19 protein-coding genes are annotated in these 16,330 nt (G+C 68.1%); 10 read left to right on the forward strand and 9 right to left on the reverse strand.

The features are described from left to right. Positions 1-38: 38 nt before the first annotated feature. Positions 39-368, reverse strand: coding sequence for a GYD domain-containing protein (locus ACLBYD_RS02445; protein ID WP_447815253.1), 330 nt, complete (start codon positions 366-368; stop codon positions 39-41). A 128-nt stretch (positions 369-496) separates the two neighbouring features. Between ACLBYD_RS02445 and ACLBYD_RS02450 the strand changes: the two genes are divergently transcribed. Further along, positions 497-904: a TIGR03618 family F420-dependent PPOX class oxidoreductase gene (locus ACLBYD_RS02450; RefSeq protein WP_447815254.1), complete on the forward strand. Its 408-nt coding sequence runs from the start codon at positions 497-499 to the stop codon at positions 902-904. 25 nt (positions 905-929) lie between these two features. On the opposite strand, the gene ACLBYD_RS02455 is transcribed toward ACLBYD_RS02450, so the two are convergent. Further along, positions 930-1,511 carry an HdeD family acid-resistance protein gene (locus ACLBYD_RS02455; RefSeq protein ID WP_060652608.1) on the reverse strand — a complete coding sequence of 194 codons (582 nt, stop codon included), beginning with the start codon at positions 1,509-1,511 and terminating at the stop codon, positions 930-932. Between the two features lie 98 nt (positions 1,512-1,609). Between ACLBYD_RS02455 and ACLBYD_RS02460 the strand changes: the two genes are divergently transcribed. Together ACLBYD_RS02460 and ACLBYD_RS02465 are read left to right on the forward strand one after the other, a co-directional pair. Further along, positions 1,610-2,422 carry a DUF72 domain-containing protein gene (locus ACLBYD_RS02460; RefSeq protein WP_447815255.1) on the forward strand — a complete coding sequence of 271 codons (813 nt, stop codon included), beginning with the start codon at positions 1,610-1,612 and terminating at the stop codon, positions 2,420-2,422. Next, complete coding sequence (locus ACLBYD_RS02465) at positions 2,419-2,934, forward strand: hypothetical protein (RefSeq protein ID WP_447815256.1); 516 nt, start codon at positions 2,419-2,421, stop codon at positions 2,932-2,934. The genes ACLBYD_RS02460 and ACLBYD_RS02465 overlap by 4 nt, the downstream gene beginning before the upstream one ends. 13 nt (positions 2,935-2,947) lie before the next feature. Here ACLBYD_RS02465 and ACLBYD_RS02470 read toward each other — a convergent pair whose 3' ends face one another. Continuing rightward, complete coding sequence (locus ACLBYD_RS02470; protein ID WP_447815257.1) at positions 2,948-3,460, reverse strand: MarR family winged helix-turn-helix transcriptional regulator; 513 nt, start codon at positions 3,458-3,460, stop codon at positions 2,948-2,950. A 70-nt stretch (positions 3,461-3,530) separates the two neighbouring features. Here ACLBYD_RS02470 and ACLBYD_RS02475 point away from each other — a divergent pair, with 70 nt between their 5' ends. Further along, positions 3,531-4,943, forward strand: a complete 1,413-nt coding sequence (locus ACLBYD_RS02475) for an FUSC family protein (protein ID WP_447815258.1) — start codon at positions 3,531-3,533, stop codon at positions 4,941-4,943. Between the two features lie 61 nt (positions 4,944-5,004). Here ACLBYD_RS02475 and ACLBYD_RS02480 read toward each other — a convergent pair whose 3' ends face one another. After that, positions 5,005-5,403, reverse strand: a complete 399-nt coding sequence (locus ACLBYD_RS02480) for a histone-like nucleoid-structuring protein Lsr2 (RefSeq protein WP_447815260.1) — start codon at positions 5,401-5,403, stop codon at positions 5,005-5,007. 37 nt (positions 5,404-5,440) lie between these two features. Then, positions 5,441-6,535, reverse strand: coding sequence for a nucleoside hydrolase (locus tag ACLBYD_RS02485; RefSeq protein WP_447815261.1), 1,095 nt, complete (start codon positions 6,533-6,535; stop codon positions 5,441-5,443). Between the two features lie 41 nt (positions 6,536-6,576). Here ACLBYD_RS02485 and ACLBYD_RS02490 point away from each other — a divergent pair, with 41 nt between their 5' ends. Then, entirely contained in the window at positions 6,577-7,383 is an 807-nt protein-coding gene (locus ACLBYD_RS02490; protein WP_447815262.1) for an acyl-CoA thioesterase domain-containing protein, read from the forward strand. 19 nt (positions 7,384-7,402) lie between these two features. Next, on the forward strand, positions 7,403-8,053 hold the full coding sequence (locus ACLBYD_RS02495; protein ID WP_447815263.1) for a cyclase family protein: 651 nt from the start codon (positions 7,403-7,405) through the stop codon (positions 8,051-8,053). 19 nt (positions 8,054-8,072) lie between these two features. On the opposite strand, the gene ACLBYD_RS02500 is transcribed toward ACLBYD_RS02495, so the two are convergent. After that, positions 8,073-8,894 (reverse strand): FadR/GntR family transcriptional regulator, encoded by an 822-nt coding sequence (locus ACLBYD_RS02500; protein WP_447815264.1) that lies wholly within the window; start codon positions 8,892-8,894, stop codon positions 8,073-8,075. On the opposite strand from ACLBYD_RS02500, the gene ACLBYD_RS02505 reads away from it, so the two are divergent. Beyond that, positions 8,812-10,362 carry an AMP-binding protein gene (locus ACLBYD_RS02505; protein WP_447815265.1) on the forward strand — a complete coding sequence of 517 codons (1,551 nt, stop codon included), beginning with the start codon at positions 8,812-8,814 and terminating at the stop codon, positions 10,360-10,362. The genes ACLBYD_RS02500 and ACLBYD_RS02505 overlap by 83 nt on opposite strands. A gap of 4 nt (positions 10,363-10,366) precedes the next feature. Here the strand turns inward: ACLBYD_RS02505 and ACLBYD_RS02510 are convergent, their stop codons facing one another. Beyond that, on the reverse strand, positions 10,367-11,098 hold the full coding sequence (locus ACLBYD_RS02510) for a M50 family metallopeptidase (RefSeq protein WP_016691737.1): 732 nt from the start codon (positions 11,096-11,098) through the stop codon (positions 10,367-10,369). Between the two features lie 53 nt (positions 11,099-11,151). Between ACLBYD_RS02510 and ACLBYD_RS02515 the strand changes: the two genes are divergently transcribed. Together ACLBYD_RS02515 and ACLBYD_RS02520 are read left to right on the forward strand one after the other, a co-directional pair. Continuing rightward, complete coding sequence (locus ACLBYD_RS02515) at positions 11,152-11,850, forward strand: AzlC family ABC transporter permease (RefSeq protein WP_447815266.1); 699 nt, start codon at positions 11,152-11,154, stop codon at positions 11,848-11,850. Continuing rightward, a complete protein-coding gene (locus ACLBYD_RS02520) occupies positions 11,843-12,172 on the forward strand; it encodes a branched-chain amino acid transporter permease (RefSeq protein ID WP_447815267.1) in 330 nt (109 codons plus the stop codon). Before ACLBYD_RS02515 ends, ACLBYD_RS02520 begins: the two co-directional genes overlap by 8 nt. Here the strand turns inward: ACLBYD_RS02520 and ACLBYD_RS02525 are convergent. Beyond that, complete coding sequence (locus tag ACLBYD_RS02525; RefSeq protein WP_447815268.1) at positions 12,142-13,428, reverse strand: glycosyltransferase 87 family protein; 1,287 nt, start codon at positions 13,426-13,428, stop codon at positions 12,142-12,144. The genes ACLBYD_RS02520 and ACLBYD_RS02525 overlap by 31 nt on opposite strands. Positions 13,429-13,660: 232 nt before the next feature. Beyond that, a complete protein-coding gene (gene aztD, locus ACLBYD_RS02530) occupies positions 13,661-14,902 on the reverse strand; it encodes a zinc metallochaperone AztD (protein WP_447815269.1) in 1,242 nt (413 codons plus the stop codon). Between the two features lie 217 nt (positions 14,903-15,119). On the opposite strand from aztD, the gene ACLBYD_RS02535 reads away from it, so the two are divergent. Continuing rightward, positions 15,120-16,307: an AAA family ATPase gene (locus tag ACLBYD_RS02535; protein ID WP_447815270.1), complete on the forward strand. Its 1,188-nt coding sequence runs from the start codon at positions 15,120-15,122 to the stop codon at positions 16,305-16,307. The last annotated feature ends 23 nt before the right edge of the window (positions 16,308-16,330 follow it).

Raw genomic sequence — 16,330 nt, forward strand, 5'->3', positions numbered from 1 at the left:
CAGACGATACCCAGCAATGCGTCGCGGGAGGCGAGCGGTCAGCCGTCCGCGGCCCCCGGCGTCCGGTAACTCGCGTCGCGGCGCGCGGCCTCGTCGACCTGTTCGGGCGTGAGCAGGGCGATCGGCGTGGAGCGCGCGGCACCGGATGCGATGGTGCGGAGTTCGAGTGTCGCAGCCGCGATCTCGTCGGGCACCTCGCCGAGCACGTACAGATCGTGACCACCGAGCGCGAAGTGCACCGAATCGACCGTCCCGCCCACACTTTCGACCATCCGGACGATGGCGTCGCGTCGGGACGTACCACCGTCCGTGAGCAGCCCGCGTGCGCCGTCCGCGGTGTAGTTCACCTGCCAGAGATATCGCGGCATGATCGTCTCCTTTCGAGGATCCCGACCTCCATGGTCGGTCCACCCCGCGTCACCGGGGACGGTTTCGCCGGGAATCGCGGCCTAGGCTCGATATCGAGACCCTGTCCGCCGCATCGAAAGGGAGTGCCGTGCCGAAACGACCCGTACCCGAGGCCGTCGCCGAATTCCTCGCCCAGCCCAACTACGCCACGATCAGCTCATTGCGCCCGGACGGTCATCCGGTGTCCGTTCCGACCTGGTACGTCTTCGAGGACGGCCGGATCCTCGTCAACATGGACTCCACCCGCAAGCGCCTCGAATACCTGCGGAACGACCCGCGGGTGAGCCTGTCGGCGATGGATCCGCAGGACTGGATCACGCACGTGAGCCTCCAGGGGCGGGTCGTCGAACTCATCGACGATCCGTCCCTGGAGGACATCGACCGGATCGCTCGCCACTACACGGGCAAGCCGTACCACGCGCGCGACGGTAAGCGCGTGAACGCGTGGATCGAGATCGATCGCTGGCACGCGTGGGGTCGTCTGCGCAACGCCTGAGATCGATCGGGGAGAAGGCCGGTGGTCAGATGACACCGGCCTTCTTCGCCGCGCTGCGTGCCTGGAACGCCAGGATGATGAGCAGCACGCCGAACAGGATCGCGTAGATGCCGAGCAGGACGATCAGGCTCAGGATGCCCTCGCCGGGGAAGATCAGCAGCACGATGCCGAACAGGACGGCGACGACGCCTGCAAGCACCGACCACACCCATCCGGACTCGGGGACCTTCCGGAACCGGATGCCGCCGACGATGCCGGTGATGCCGAACAGGATGGCGTAGAACGCGATCACGTACAGCAGTGCGAGTGCGGTGATGCCGGGCCAGAACAGCGCGACGAGACCGGCGAGGACGGAGACGACGCCCATGGCGAGCCACCAGCCCCAGCCCTCGGGTTTGTCGCGGATCGACTGCACGACCAGCACGATGCCGTCGATGATCGCGTAGGCCGCGAAGACGACCACCAGCGCCCACACGGTGATGCCGGGCCAGACGAGTGCGACGACACCGAAGAGGACCGCGAGGATGCCGCGCAGCAGCACCACCCACCAGATCTGCTTCAGTAATGATCGGAACGGATCGTTGGAAGAAACCGAGCTCGTGGACATGACGGCTCCTGGCGTGTGATGTGATCTTGTAGCCCAGAGGATAAGCGCGGTCGTGCTGCTTCGCGTGCCGAATCGAAGCCGAGGCTACGCTCGGAAACGTGGCCGGGGCGAGGATCGGGATATCGGGATGGCGCTATCCGGGCTGGCGCGGAGACTTCTATCCGGAAGGACTCGTCCAGCGTCGGGAACTCGAATACGCGGCCCAGCGGTTCGGTTCGATCGAGATCAACGGCTCGTTCTACTCGCTGCAGCGTCCGAGCAGTTATCTCGCGTGGCGGGACGCCGCACCCGACGACTTCGTCTACGCCGTCAAGGGCGGGCGGTTCGTCACCCACATGAAGCGGCTCGCGGGTGTCGACGACGCCCTCGCCAATTTCTTCGCCTCCGGTGTGCTCGCGCTCGGCCCGAAACTCGGTCCGGTGCTGTGGCAGCTCCCGCCGACCCTCGGTTTCGAGGAGGACAGGTTCGCGGACTTCTTCGGCCGGTTGCCCCGCACGACGACGGCCGCCGGCGAACTCGCCCGTCGGCACACCGACAAACTCGCCGACGATCGGGTGTGGGTGGAGGTGGACGCCGAGCGTCCGCTGCGGCACGCCGTGGAGGTGCGGCACCCCGACCTCGCGAGCCCGGAGGCCGTGGAGTTGCTGCGCGCGCACGACATCGGGCTCGTCGTCGCCGACACGGCCGGAAAGTTCCCGTTCCTCACCGACGTCACGAGCGATTTCGTCTACGTGCGGATGCACGGCGACAAGGAGCTGTATGCGAGCGGGTACACCCCCGACGTTCTCGACGTGTGGGCCGAGCGGATCCGCGGATGGCTGGGCGACGGTAGGGACGTCTACGTGTACTTCGACAACGACATGAAAGGCTATGCACCGCACGACGCGCTCGCGTTGCAGGAACGCCTGTGAGCGGGCGCCCGGAGGAAGGACAGGAGATCGCTGTGTGGCCCGACCACTGGCCGAGAACGCCGCGGGAGATCGCGACGGCCACCGCCGATGCGCTCGCCGCTGCCCGCAGCGAGTCGGCCGAGCCCTTCGACGAGGCGGTCGCAGTGCTGGTCGACCTGCCCTACGAGCAGGTCACGGCCGTGCACGCGGGCATGGTCCGGGAGTTGCTCGAGGAACTGCATCCCGACGGTCTCGCCGGTGAGGACGTGCAGGCCGTGCTCGAACGCTCCGTCCGTTCCGGGCTGCGATGGTTGCCGTCGCTCGAACCCGAGGCCGTCGTTGCCGTGCTCACGGGTGCGCTCGGTGTGTCCGATCCCGACGCCGAACGCCCGAGGATCCGTCCCGAGCAGTATCTGGCCGCGGGCCTGCTCGTCGTCGCCGACCTCGTCGCGGCGCGCCGCGCGGCTCCCGAGGCGTATCTGCGCCGCGCCGTGAGCGAGATCGAACGGGCCGAGACGCAGGAGATGCCCTGAGCTGTTCCCGGGATCAGGCCGGGTAGTGGTTCTCGACGTTGCGGACGACCTTGCGCAACAGGTCGGACAGGACCTGCACTTCGTCGTCGTCGAGTCCGTCGAGCATCTGCCGCTCGCGCGCCAGGCGTCGCGGGAATTCCTTCTCGACGAGTGCGCGCCCGTCGTCGGTGAGGGTGAGGAGGACGACGCGGCCGTCGCGTTCGAGTCGTTTGCGTTCGACGAGACCGAGTTTGGCGAGTCGCTCGGTGTGCTTCGTCGTCGACGCACCGGAGATCCCCGTGATCGAGGTGACCTCGCTGGCGCGTAACGGGTGGTCGCTGCGGGCGAGCGCGCTGAGGACCTCGAACTCGCTGCGGCTGATACCGCTCGCTTCGAGTTCCCGATCGAAGTAGGTGAGCGCGAGCGACCCGATGCGGGTGATGCGGCCGATCACGTCGATCGGGCGGAGGTCGAGGTCGGGGTAGTGGGCGGTCCATCCGAGACGTACGCGATCGACGTAATCGGGCTGGGCTGTCTCGGAGGGCATGTGGCAAGTCTAACGGCAATGGACAAACAATTTCATAGATATTTTACCAGTGAAGTAATATGGTGGACGGATGCTGGACCGCCGACTCGACGACCGCCCTCAGCTCCGTCACACCCGGGGAGCGCTCGCGCATCCGCTGTCGGCGAGCGCGTGGAAGGACGCCCTCGAAGTGCGGCGCGGCGATCCGACCGTGGCCGTGGCGCTGCGCGTGGGGTTCGCGACGATGCTCGCCCTCGTCGGCGGCGGTCTGCTCGGTTACGGACAGGTGGCCGGCTTCGCCGCCCTCGGCGCACTCACCAGTGCCTTCCTGCGATACGAACCGTATCCGCGTCTCGCCGTGCGCCTTCCGTGGGTAGGCCTCGGCATCGTCGGTTACACCGCCTTCGGGGCTGCGCTCGGCGCGATGGGCGCCCCGCTGTGGGTGCAGATCGTCGCGCTCTCGCTGGGCTCGGCCGTCGCGTACTGGGTGTTCACGGCCTTCTCACTCATGGGCCCCGGCCCGGTGATCCTCATCTTCGCCGCCGCGGGCGCCGCCGGTTTCTCCGACGGATGGGGTGACGCGGGCCTGGTCACCGCCGCGGCGACCATCGGTGCGCTGCTCGGATATGTCATCGCGATGCTGCCCGCGCTCTCCCATCCCCACACGCCCGCTCGTCTGGCGGTCGCGCGTGCCCTCGCGGCGGTCTCCGCCGTCGAGATCCGCGGTGCGGACGCCGTTCCCGCTGCGCGACAGAGCATCCGGAAGGCGCGCGAGACCGTCGCACTGAACGCCCCGCGACGTCCGGACGCCCATGTCCACGAACTGGTCGCACTGCTCGACGCGGCCGAGACGGTTCTCGACAGCGGGTCGCACGACACCTCCCGCGCACGTCGCGACGATTTCTCCCGATTCGAGAAGGAACTTCGGAAAGCGCGGCGCGACATCGAGATTCCGCGTGTCGATGCCGAGGGGCGGCCGGTGCTGCCCACGCCGCCCGGCTTCGTCCGCGAAGGATGCGGTCGTCTGCTCGACCGTCTCGTGCTGATCGGAGCGGCCCGGATCTTCGTGGCGTCGTTGCTCGCCGCGTCGTTCGCCGCACTGATCGGGCTCGACCATCCGTTGTGGGCTGCGATGGGTGCCATGGCGGCGCTGCAAGGACTGAACTACCGCAACACTGTTCAGCGCGGTATCCAGCGTCTGATCGGAAATGTCGGCGGCGCGATGATCGCTGCCGTGCTGCTCGCGCTCGACCTGGGCTACTGGCCGGTGGTCGCGGCCGCCGTGCTGTTCCAGACGCTCACCGAACTCACGGTGACCCGGAACTACGGGCTCGCCTCGGTCGGGGTGACGACGATGGCGTTGCTGCTCACCGGTCTCGGGCAGCACGCGGGTCCGGGCCTCGCCGTCAACCGGGTCGCCGACACTGTCATCGGCGTGGTCGTGGGCGTGATCGTCGCTGCGGTGACCATCCGACGCGACGACCGGCACCATCTCGTCGCGTGACGAGGGGGCACCGGTCGTCGGTGGTGTTCATGGCCTGCTGCGGGAGGCGGCGGGGTGATGCTCAGGAATGAGCGGCTTCGAACCGCTCGAGGATGTGACGCGGGATCCGGCCGCGCGAGCTGACGTCGTAACCCTTGTTACGGGCCCAGTGCCGGATCGCGGCCAGTTGCTCCGGCGACCGGGTGGGCGGAATCGCCTTGTGAGTCCCCGTCGTCCGTGTGCGGGCCTTTGTTGCCGTCTGCTTCGGCGTGATGGTGCGGGTGCTCGAAGCGGGCTTCTCAGGTGCCTTCTCGTGCAGCCACGGGCGGAGTACCGCCAGGAACTTGTCTGCGTTCGCCGGCCGCAGGTCGATTTCGTACTCGTCGTCGTCGACCGTGATGCGGAACGACTGCGCCAGGCCGTCCATGATCGGTTGGCCGTCGATATCGTCGAAATATTGGACGCGCACTTTCTGTGCCACGTTTATCTCCTTGTCCCCGAACTGTGCGCTGTCGACGCTAGTTCTTACTCGGGGGTAGGTTCAAGTCGCGAATGTACGATCCCACCCGCTCGACGAAATGATCGAAGAACTCTGCCGGACGGGCGCCCGCCACGATATCCGCGTTCGGCGTCCTCTGCCACATACCGGACAGATCGGCGACCGTCGTGCCCCGGGTGAGCCGTCCGTCGAGCTCGACGTCGACCGTCGCGGGCCGGGAGGTGTAGGGAACCGTGCCCAGCGCGACCGCCGCGGCGAACGGGTCGTGCACGTGCGCGAGGAAGCCCAGGCCCTGGTCACGGTGGAATTCCATGTAGAACCGCAGTGCGTCGGAGATGTGGCGGACGAGAGGGACATCGGCCGTCGACCGCGTACCGCGCGGAGCGTCCGGGGACAGCTCCCCGGATCGGGGCACACCGACGACGTCCCCGATCCGCGCGACATGCTCGGGATGCATCTCGATCGATTCCGTGACGTCGAGCGGGCACACGATCGGCCGCCGGTCCGGAGGGACGATCGAGAACGCGTCGAACACGACCTTGGCGGCCTCCGGATCCACCGCGACGTTCCATTCCGAGGTCGGCGTCGTATTACCGGGATGGTGGAAACACCCACCCATGATCACGAGGCGACGCAACCGCGACGGTAGTTCCGGGTCGATGCGCAGGGCGAGGGCGAGGTTGGTGAGCGGGCCGGTGACGAGCCCGGTGAGCTCTCCCGGATGCTCGAGGGTGAGGTCGACCCACGCCTGCGCGGCCGACCGCGACGACCGCGACCGCGACGCAACGGGGAGTTCCGCATACCCGATTCCCTGCGGACCGTGCGTGTCCTCGGTGGTCATCAGCGGCGCGACCAGCGGAACCTGCGATCCGGCAGCCACTTCGATATCGGGCCGGCCGCACACCTCGAGCCACGACAGCGTGTTGGCGGTGACCTGGTCCACCGGCACGTTCCCCGCCGTGCACAGGGCGGCGACGATATCGGCTTCCGGGCTCGCGACGAGATAGAGCAGGGCGAGAGCGTCGTCGATGCCGGTGTCGACGTCGACGATCAGACGGGTACGGGCGGCCGGAACATCGGGTTCGTGTACGTGCACGATCCCATCTTGAGGCATCCCGATGAGCGCGCCGCGGCCGGTGCTGGGAGAATTCCCGAATGCACGAGCGCAAGAACCGCGGTTACTTCACCGAGGACGACGGTGTCTACCTGCCCACGAAGTATGCGTCCAGCCCGTGGTCGGACAAGATGCTCAACGGGCCGTGTGTGAGCGGTCTGGTGGCACGCGAGCTCGAGATCCACCATGCCGTCGAGGGTTTCGTCCCGTCCCGGTTCACGCTCGATCTCTTCAGGCCGGTCCGCAACGAGCCGATCACCTTCACCACCATCCGGGTGCGCGACGGCAACCGCATCCGCGTCGCCGACGCGAACCTGATGCAGGGTGGAGAGGTGTCGGCGCGCGCGACGCTCACCTTCCTCCGCAAGTCGGCCCCGCCGCCCGGGTCGGTGTGGTTGCGTGGCGAGTCCCCGACGCCTCCTCCCGGTTCCCTGGAGACGCAGCCCGGACCGCTCGAGTACTCGCCCTGGTACGGCAGCGACGGCCCGGGGTGGACGCGGGTGCGGTCGGAGCACCAGAACTCCGATCGCAAGCGGTTGTGGTCGCGGCAGCTACCGATCATCGTCGGTGAGGAACTGTCGCCGTTCGTGAACACCGCGACCGTCGGTGAGGGCACGTCGTTCGTGACGAACTGGTCGGACAAGGGTGTCGGCTACATCAATTCCGATGTCACCCTGGCGCTGTCCCGCCTGCCGGAGGGGCCGGAGGTCGGTATCGAGGCCGACAACCACATCAGCAGCGAGGGCATCGCGGTCGGTACGGCGGTGCTGTTCGACCGTCTCGGTGCGTTCGGCACCGGTGTGGTCACCGCGCTCGCCAATGCGCAGCGGCAGGTCGATTTCGGCTGACCCGAACAGGAGCGATGTCATGCGTGTTCGGCGGATCGTCGATCTGACCCACGTCGTCTCCCCGGACATCCAGGTCTATCCCGGGGATCCGGCACCGACGTTCACTCCGCACGCCACCGTCGAGACCGACGGTTTCGATCTGATGCGCATCGACATGGGTTCGCAGACCGGCACCCACGTCGAGGCGCCGCGACACGTGCGCAGCGGTGGCACCGCGATCGATGCGGTGCCGCCGGAGAACTTCGTGGGACGCGGGGTGGTGCTCGACGTGCGCGCCCGCGTCGGCGCCGGTGCGCTCGTCACCGCCGACATGTGGGGTGAGCCTACGATCGGCTCCGGCGACATCGCGCTCGTCCTCACCGGCTGGTCGCGGTATTTCGGCACCGACCGCTATTTCGAGCATCCGGCCCTGAGCGTCGACGCCTGCCGGTGGTTGCTCGACCGCGGCGTCCGCACGGTCGGAATCGACGCGCCGAGCGTGGATCCCACGGGCGACGAGACGCTCGCAGCGCACCACGTGCTCGCCGACGCGGGCGCGATCATCTGCGAGAACCTGCGCAACCTCGAGGCGGTCGACTTCCCGGATCCGCTCGTCTCGCTGTTGCCGATCCCGTTCGCCGGCATCGATGGCGCACCGGTGCGGGCCGTCGCCGTGCAGATCGAGAACTGAACTTCGTCAACGGATCCCGTCAGTCGAGGATGTCGCGCACCTCGACGTCCTCGCGTCCACCGACGACGAGTTCGCGCGCGGCCGCCATGTGCTTCTGCCAGTGTACGAAGGCACCTTCGCCGTCGCGGGCACGGAGCAACCGGATGAGCTTGCGCTGCGAGCGGACGAACACCTTGTAGTGGTCCTCGTACTTCTCCGCGTCGCGCTGCATGCTCTCACGCGTGACGTTCATGGTGTGCCGCTCGTAGATCTCGTGCAGCATGCCCGCGATGAGCGACAGCGACGAGTTGCCGGCGAGCTGGACCATCCGCAGATGGAACATCGCCGCGGCCTGGCCGAAGGTGCCGTCGGCGAAGGACGATGGAATCGTCTCGTCCACCAGACGTTCGAGCTCGTCGAAGGCCTCTTCGCTGCCGTTCTCCGCGAGCAGCCGCGCCGCTGCGGGCTCGACGGCCTCACGTGCGACGTAGACGTCCGCGACGGTGGCACCGGCGAGTTCGAGCAGCAGCGACGCCGGTCGCGCCACCACCTCGGGGCCCGGGACGCAGATCCGCGCGCCCGAGCGTGAACCGCGGCGCACCTCGACGAGCCGTTCGGCCTCGAGGACGCGGACCGCTTCGCGCAGTGTCGGCCGGCTCACCGAGAAGTGCTCCATGAGCGAGGCCTCGTGGGGCAGGTGATCGCCGTCCTTCAGCTCGCCGTCGACGATCATGCGGCGGAGCTTGCGGGCGACGAGCTCTGCGGTCTTGGGGGTGCGAATGGCCCGGCCACCGCCCGCGCGAGTGTCGAATCCGACTCCCGAACGCGCGTCGAATCCGGTCGCCAACACTTCGTCGGTCACGGGAACGGCCTCCTGCGAACTCGAATCCGCCTCCAACCGCATCGCCCACCTGTTCCGGCAGCGCGGCCTGCGGGCCGGCGACCACATCGCGATCCTCATGGAGAACTGCCTCGACGTCTTCCCCGTGGTGTGGGCGGCGCAGCGCACCGGTCTGCTCTACACGCCCGTCAACTGGCACCTGTCCGACGACGAGGCCGCCTACGTGGTCGAGAACTGCGGTGCGCGCCTTCTTGTGCACTCGGAACGTCTCGATCACCTCGGAGCGGTCGTCGCCGACGGCAACCCCGTCCTCGAGGCGCGATTCACCACCGGCGGCAGCTCGCCGAGCGGCGCCGAGATCCTCGCCGAGGCTGTTGCGGCCCTGCCCGATACACCCGTCGACGACGAACTCGAGGGGTACTACATGCTGTACTCGTCGGGCACCACCGGACGTCCGAAGGGGATCCTGCCCGCGCTCACCGGCGCCCCGTTCGGCACGGGCCTGCCCATCGATTCGACGATGCGCGACGCCTTCGGATTCGGTCCGCACTCCGTCTATCTCAGCCCCGGACCGCTCTACCACGCGGCACCGCTCGGCTGGACGATGGGAACCGTCCGCAACGGGGGCACGGCGCTGGTGATGGAGACCTTCGACGCCGAACGCACACTCGACGCCATCGAGCGGTACGGCGTCACCCATGCGCAGTTCGTCCCGACGATGTTCGTGCGGATGCTCGAGCTCCCCGAACCGACCCGCACGCGCTACGACGTGTCGAGTCTGCGCGTCGTGGTCCACGCGGCGGCGCCGTGTCCGGTCGAGGTCAAGGAACGCATGATCGACTGGTTCGGACCGAAGATCCTCGAGTTCTACGCGGGCAGCGAAGGCAACGGATTCTTCATGATCACCACACCGGAATGGCTCGAGCATCGCGGTTCAGTCGGCCGTCCGACCCTGGGGCAGGTGCACATCTGTGACGAGTCCGGCCGCGAACTCGGGCCCGGCGAGATCGGCCAGGTGTGGATCGGCGACGGCCTGGACTTCGAGTACCACGGCGATCCGGCGAAGACCGCCGCCGCCTACAACGACAAGGGCTGGACGACCCTCGGCGATCTCGGGCACGTCGACGAGGACGGCTATCTGTACCTCTCGGCGCGGCGCACCGATCTGATCCTGTCCGGCGGCGTCAACATCTACCCCGTCGAGGTCGAGGACGTGCTGACGATGCACCCCGCCGTCCTCGACGTCGCCGTCGTCGGCCTGCCCGACGAGGAGATGGGCCAGCGCGTCCACGCCGTCGTCACACCCGTGGACGGAGTGCGGGCGAACGACGCTCTCGCGGCCGGACTCGTCGAGTACACCCGCGAGCGCCTCACGCACTTCAAGGTGCCGCGAACCGTGGAGTTCGGCGACGTTCCGCGACTGCCCAGCGGCAAGATCCTGCGCCGGGCCCTGCTCGCCCGCTACGACGAGGTGTCGCCGGCGCCCTGACGGTTCAGGACAGCTGGGTCACCACGATCCGTGTGACGCCGTAGAAGGCGGTACCCGCCGTGACGATCGCGAACAGCGCGATCCACACCGCGGCCGGGAGCCGGGTGAGCCAGCGCAACTGATCGGCATCCGAACCCCGGCCGCGACCACGCGAATGGGTGCGGGCGAGTTCGAGGACCGGGCGGGTCGCGCCGAGGAGCAGCACCCATGTGATCAGGTACGCCGCGGTGTACCGAACGACCGGATCACCGAGATAGGCGGCTGCACCGACGAGCGCTCCCGCGATCACCACGGAGACGAAGCCGTACAGATTGCGGATGAGCAGCAACAGGACGGCGAGCGCGGCAAGGATCGACCACAGCACCGCGGCGGGCCGGTCCAGCGTCAACAGCGTCGCCGCGGCGAAGCCGAGCACGGCCGGGCCGGTGTACCCCGCGAAGGTCGTTGCGACCATGCCGGGACCGCGCGGATTGCCGGACGACACCATCACGCCCGAGGTGTCGCTGTGCAGGCGGATGCCCGACAGTTTGCGGCCCACGAGCGCTGCGACCAGCGCATGCGATCCCTCGTGTGCCTGCGTGATGACATGGCGGGTCTTCAGCCACAACGGGCGCACGGTCACGAGCACGAGTGCGACGATCGCCGTGCCGACGACGACCATCGTCGGTGCGGGCTCGTCGACGGTCGACACGGCCTGCCACGCGGAGGACACGACCTCCGTGAACGAGGTGGACACAGATCACCTTCCTTCGGGCCGGACACGACAGGCGCGAGCCCGGCGATAGCCTGATGAGCATGCCCCACCGTCGCTCCCTCGAGATCCGCGCGGGTGTCGCGGACTCCTGGGCCGTCGGTCTCGGACTGATTCCGCTGGGCCTCGCGTTCGGGGTGGTGCTCACCCAGGGCGGGTTCGACTGGTGGTGGGCACCGATCTTCTCCACCGTCATCTACGCGGGGTCGATGGAGTTCCTCGCGATCGGTCTCATCGCGGCGGTCACCCCGCTCGCGTCGGTCGCGGCGGCGACGTTGCTCGTGAACTTCCGGCACGTCTTCTACGGCCTGTCGTTCCCGCTGCACCGCATCCGCAGCAGGCTCGGGCGTCTCTACGGCGTGTACGCGCTCACCGACGAGTCGTACGCGATCGTCGCGCCCAAGGCCCGTGAGCAGCTGACGGGCACCCGCATCCTCACGGTCCAGGTGCTGTGCCAGCTGATGTGGGTGGTGTCGGGCACGGTCGGCGCGTTGATCGGGGCGGTGCTTCCGGAGGGACTCGCCGGGCTCGAGTTCGCGCTCACGGCGCTGTTCGCGGTGCTCGCCATCGATGCCTTCCGCGCCAACCGCGACGTGCCGGCACCGGTGATTGCGCTGGTCTGCGGTCTCGTCGCATTGCTGGTCGCGAAGGAGCAGATGCTCCTCGTCGGTCTCGGTCTGTTCGTGGTGTGCCTGTTCGCGCGGTTCGTCTACCGGAACAAGGTGGCCCGTGCCTGAGTCGGTGCCCGGCGCCGCATATGTCCTCGGCGCCCTGGTGGTGATGTTCGTCGTGACGGTCGCGCTGCGCGCGGCGCCGTTCCTCGCGTTGTCGGCACTGAAGAACTCCGCCTTCGTCGACTTCCTCGGCCGCACGATGCCCGCGGGGGTCATGGTGATCCTCGTGATGTACACGCTGCGGGACGTGGGGCAGTCGACCTGGCTCCCGGCGACCGTCGGTCTCGCGGGCACGATCGCCGTGCACCTGTGGCGACGGAACGCCGCGCTGAGCACCGTCGTCGGGACGGGCCTCTACCTCGTCGCGTCGGCGTTCTGGACCTGAGCGGTCTCGGCGCTCTCGCCGGACTCTGCGGGGGCTTCCTGTGCCTCCACCGAGTGGGCCTCCACCGGGCGGGCTTCCACCGGGGCCTCGGCACCGGGACGACGGCTGCGCGCGGCGAGCATCGCGGCGACGAAGACCGCGATCGCGGCCAGGCACTGCGAGGTTCCGAGCACTTCGAGGAGCAACTGCTCGACCCAGCCGCCGGAGGACGCCTCACGCAGCAGGTGGTTGGGTCCGATGAGGAAGACGACGGTGGCGGGCACCAGCACGGGCCACCAGCGGCGGTAGGCCGGCGCGACGAGCAGCGGCACGAGGAACAGCGCGTACACCCAGTGGTGGGTGACGGCGATCGGAGCGGCGAGCAGCGACGCCAGGCCCACCAGGGCCACCGCGACCACGGGCTCGTCGGCACGCAGGAAGCGGTAGGCGGCCCACGCGGTACCGGCCACGACGACCAGGGCACCGGCCAGCCACAGCGCCTTGGCGGTGCCGTCGGAGAAGTCGAAACGGGCGATGAGACCGGTGAGCGCCTGGTTGCGGAAGAACGACGGGTCGCCGGCGCGGTCGGTCGCGAAGAACTCCGTGGTCCAGAAGTAGACGGTCGAATCGGGGCGCAGCCAGTAGCCGAACGCGACGGTCGCGGCAAAGGCGCTCAGCGCGCGGAATGCCGACGGCCAGTCGCGGCGCAGCAGGAAGATCAGGCCGAAGGCGGCCGGGGTCACCTTGATGGCGGCGGCCAGCGCGATGCCGACACCGCGGAAGCGCTTCGGGATCACACCGAGCAGGTCGGCGACCACCAGTGCCATGAGCACGATGTTGATCTGGCCGAACGTGAAGTTGGAGCGGAACGGCTCGAGCCACAGCACCGGTCCGAGCGACGCGGCTGCGATCAGGCTCGGCTGCGACATGTCGAGTCGCTGGTAGACGACCTCGAGCACCCACCACACGAGAACGATGAGTCCGATCGTCCACAACACCTGCAGGGCGGTGCTGCCCACCAACGCCATCGGGGCGAAGAGGAACGCCGCGAAGGGTGGGTAGATGAACCGGAAACCGGAATGGCTGAAGAACCCCTCGGTGTACAGCGGGGTGTGGTGCAGGAAGGCCCAGCCGGCATCGCGGAAGACGTCGAGATCCATGAGGTACTCGTTCACCGCGTCGCGCAGGTATCCGGCGACTGCCAGCGCCGAGACCGTCAGACCGATGGCGATCAACAAGGATCGAACAGGTCGGGTACGGACTTCGGTCAACAGCACGGGCGGTACCTCCCGGTAGGAAACAGGTGCGTCGCCACGTTACACAATCGTTGTCTTCGGGATCAGGCGACGAGAATATCGCCTCCCCAACCGTTTTGGTCGGGATATCCGTTTCGCGAACTTGGGGAGTGAGGCGGATCACGTTGCGGAAAGATCTCGACCGGCCGGACGTGAGCGGAGTATTCGGCTTTCTAGCTCCACAGCTAGAAAGTCGAATACTCCGGTAGCGGGGTCAGGCGACGCCGCTGATCTCGTTCGGGGTGTGCGGCAGTTCGGTAGAGCGGATCTCACCCGAGGTCACGTCCACCGCGTACAGGGAATCGGTGGCGGGATCGGTGACGAACGCCGTATCGCCCCGCACCTCGAGTGCGGGCCGAGGTGCCTGCCACTCGTCGGGCTCGGTCCACGGCTCGAGCACCTCGATCCGCCGGACGATCTCGCCGGAGTCGGGATCGATCACGTGGAGGTTGCCGTCGGTGCCGAGAACGAGTGCTTCCCCTGCCGGTCCGCGACCGAGGGAGCGGAAGGTGTAACTCGTACCGAGGTCGACGAGACGCACCGACGACGTGCGGGTGTCCACGAGCGCGACGCGCTCGGGGCGCTCGAGCTCGGCGTCGGGATCGGTCTTGTAGTCGCCGAGGACGACGGGCGAGTCCTCGCTGCCGGCCTGGTTCCCGATCCGGCCGTAGGGGTCGGGCACCGGCGCCTTCGTGAACGTTCCGTCGCGGAAGATCACCATGGCGTCCTCGCATCCGAAGGCGACGACCCCGTCGGCCGCGACCGTCTCACCATGCACACCCGGGCACTGTTCGGTGCGCGTGATCTCGGTGCCGTTCTCGTCGAGCAGCGCCACACCGGTCCGATCCTCGGAATCGCCGAGGGTGACGAGCATGCCGCCGTCGGGCATCGGGACGGCCACGCCGTGGTGGGCCTCGGGGAGCGCGCGGCTGTCGAGATCCGGCAGGTCGGTCGCCGAGGCGAGATCGGCGGGGTCGAACACGTCGATGCGTCCGGTGCCGTCGTCGAACAGGGCGGTGACCCCGGCGTGCGGCACGACGTGCCCGGGCTTCTCGGCGGCGAACGTCAGGTCGGTGAGCGTGGGTGCGCCGGCGTAGTGGTGGCCGTGGTCGCCGTGGGCTTCCGTCCAGCTGCCGGTGTCGAGCACGCGGAATCCGCCTTCGGTGGAGATCAGCACGTGGCGTCCGTCGCCGGCGGGGGAGAGGCGGTTGAAACCGTCGAGTGCGAAGTCGTCGACGACGGTGAGTTCTTCTTCGTCGACGACGAGGACGCCGCCGTCGTAGGTCAGGGCGAGGCGCGGCTGTGCCGTCGCCACTTCGGAAGCAGCGGCGGTGGTCGTCGTCTCGGTGGTGTCGGCCGCAGTGGTCTCGGCTTCAGGGGTGCCGCCGCATGCGGCGGCGAAGGTTGCAGCGACGACGGTGAGGGCGGCGCCGCCGTAGCGGGAGAGCGTTGTCATGGGGAAAGAAATAGTCACTACCGAAAATGAATGTCAAAGTCTGAAATGCGCATGCGTGCATGCCGCTCCGGGCCGCCGAGGTTGCAGTTGTTGTCGAGAATTCGCCGAAATGTCGACAACAACTGCGGTTTCGAGCTCGGCCATACGCGAATACGGCTGTCTACGACACGCACTAGATGAGCTCAGAATCCGATGAGCTCGCCGTTAGCATCGACGGATGGATCCTGTCCGCAACCCGTACGCCCCGGGCGCCGGACAGCGCCCGCCCGAGCTCGCCGGCCGCGAGAAGCAACTCACCGCGTTCGAGGTGGTCCTCGAACGGATCGCCCGGGAACGACCCGAACGCAGCGTCGTCCTCACCGGTCTCCGCGGTGTCGGCAAGACCGTCCTTCTCAACCATCTGCGCTCCGCCGCCATCGCGAAGAGCTGGGGCACCGGCAAGATCGAAGCCCGTCCCGATCAAGGACTGCGACGCCCCCTGTCGTCGGCGCTGCACATGGCGGTCCGCGAGATCGCCGCCGCGCATCCGGATCCGGAATCGGTGGAGTACTTCCTCGGCGTGCTCAAGTCGTTCGCGCTGCGGGCTACCGCCGACAAGGGCATGCGCGAACGCTGGCAACCCGGCATCGACGCCCCGGCCGTGAAAGGGCGGGCCGACTCGGGCGACATCGAGATCGACCTCGTCGAACTGCTTGTCGACGCAGCCGGACTCGCACGCGACGTGGGCGTGGGCATCGCGTTGTTCATCGACGAGATGCAGGACCTCGGCCCCGACGACGTCTCAGCGATCTGCGGGGCCTGCCACGAGCTGAGCCAGGACGCCGCGCCACTCATCGTCGTCGGGGCCGGTCTGCCGCATCTGCCCGCTGTGCTGTCGGCGTCGAAGTCCTACTCCGAGCGGTTGTTCACCTACCATCGCATCGACCGGCTCGACCGCGCGGCAGCGGATCTCGCGCTCATCGCGCCCGCGGCACGAGAGGACGTCGAGTTCACGCAGGACGCCCTCGACCTGCTGTATGAAACCGCCGACGGCTACCCGTATTTCGTGCAGGCCTACGGCAAGGCGACCTGGGACGTCGCAGCGGATTCACCGATCACCGCCGACGACGTGCGGGTCGCGGCACCCACGGCGGAAGAGGAACTCGCCGTCGGCTTCTTCGGCTCCCGCTACGAACGGGCGACACCCGCCGAACGCGAATACATGCGGGCCATGGCGGATCTGGCGGGCGACGACGGGCCCGTCGCGACCTCGAAGATCGCCGTCGAGCTCGGACGGAAGCCGACTTCCCTGTCACCCGCGCGCGACGGATTGATCAAGAAGGGCCTGATCTACTCCGCCGAGCGCGGGTTCATCGGGTTCACCGTTCCGCACTTCGGGCGCTACCTGCGCGCCCAGAACGACTGACCGACAGCCGGGGCGATCGAAAG

The sequence above is a fragment of the Rhodococcus sp. C26F genome (assembly GCF_053345925.1).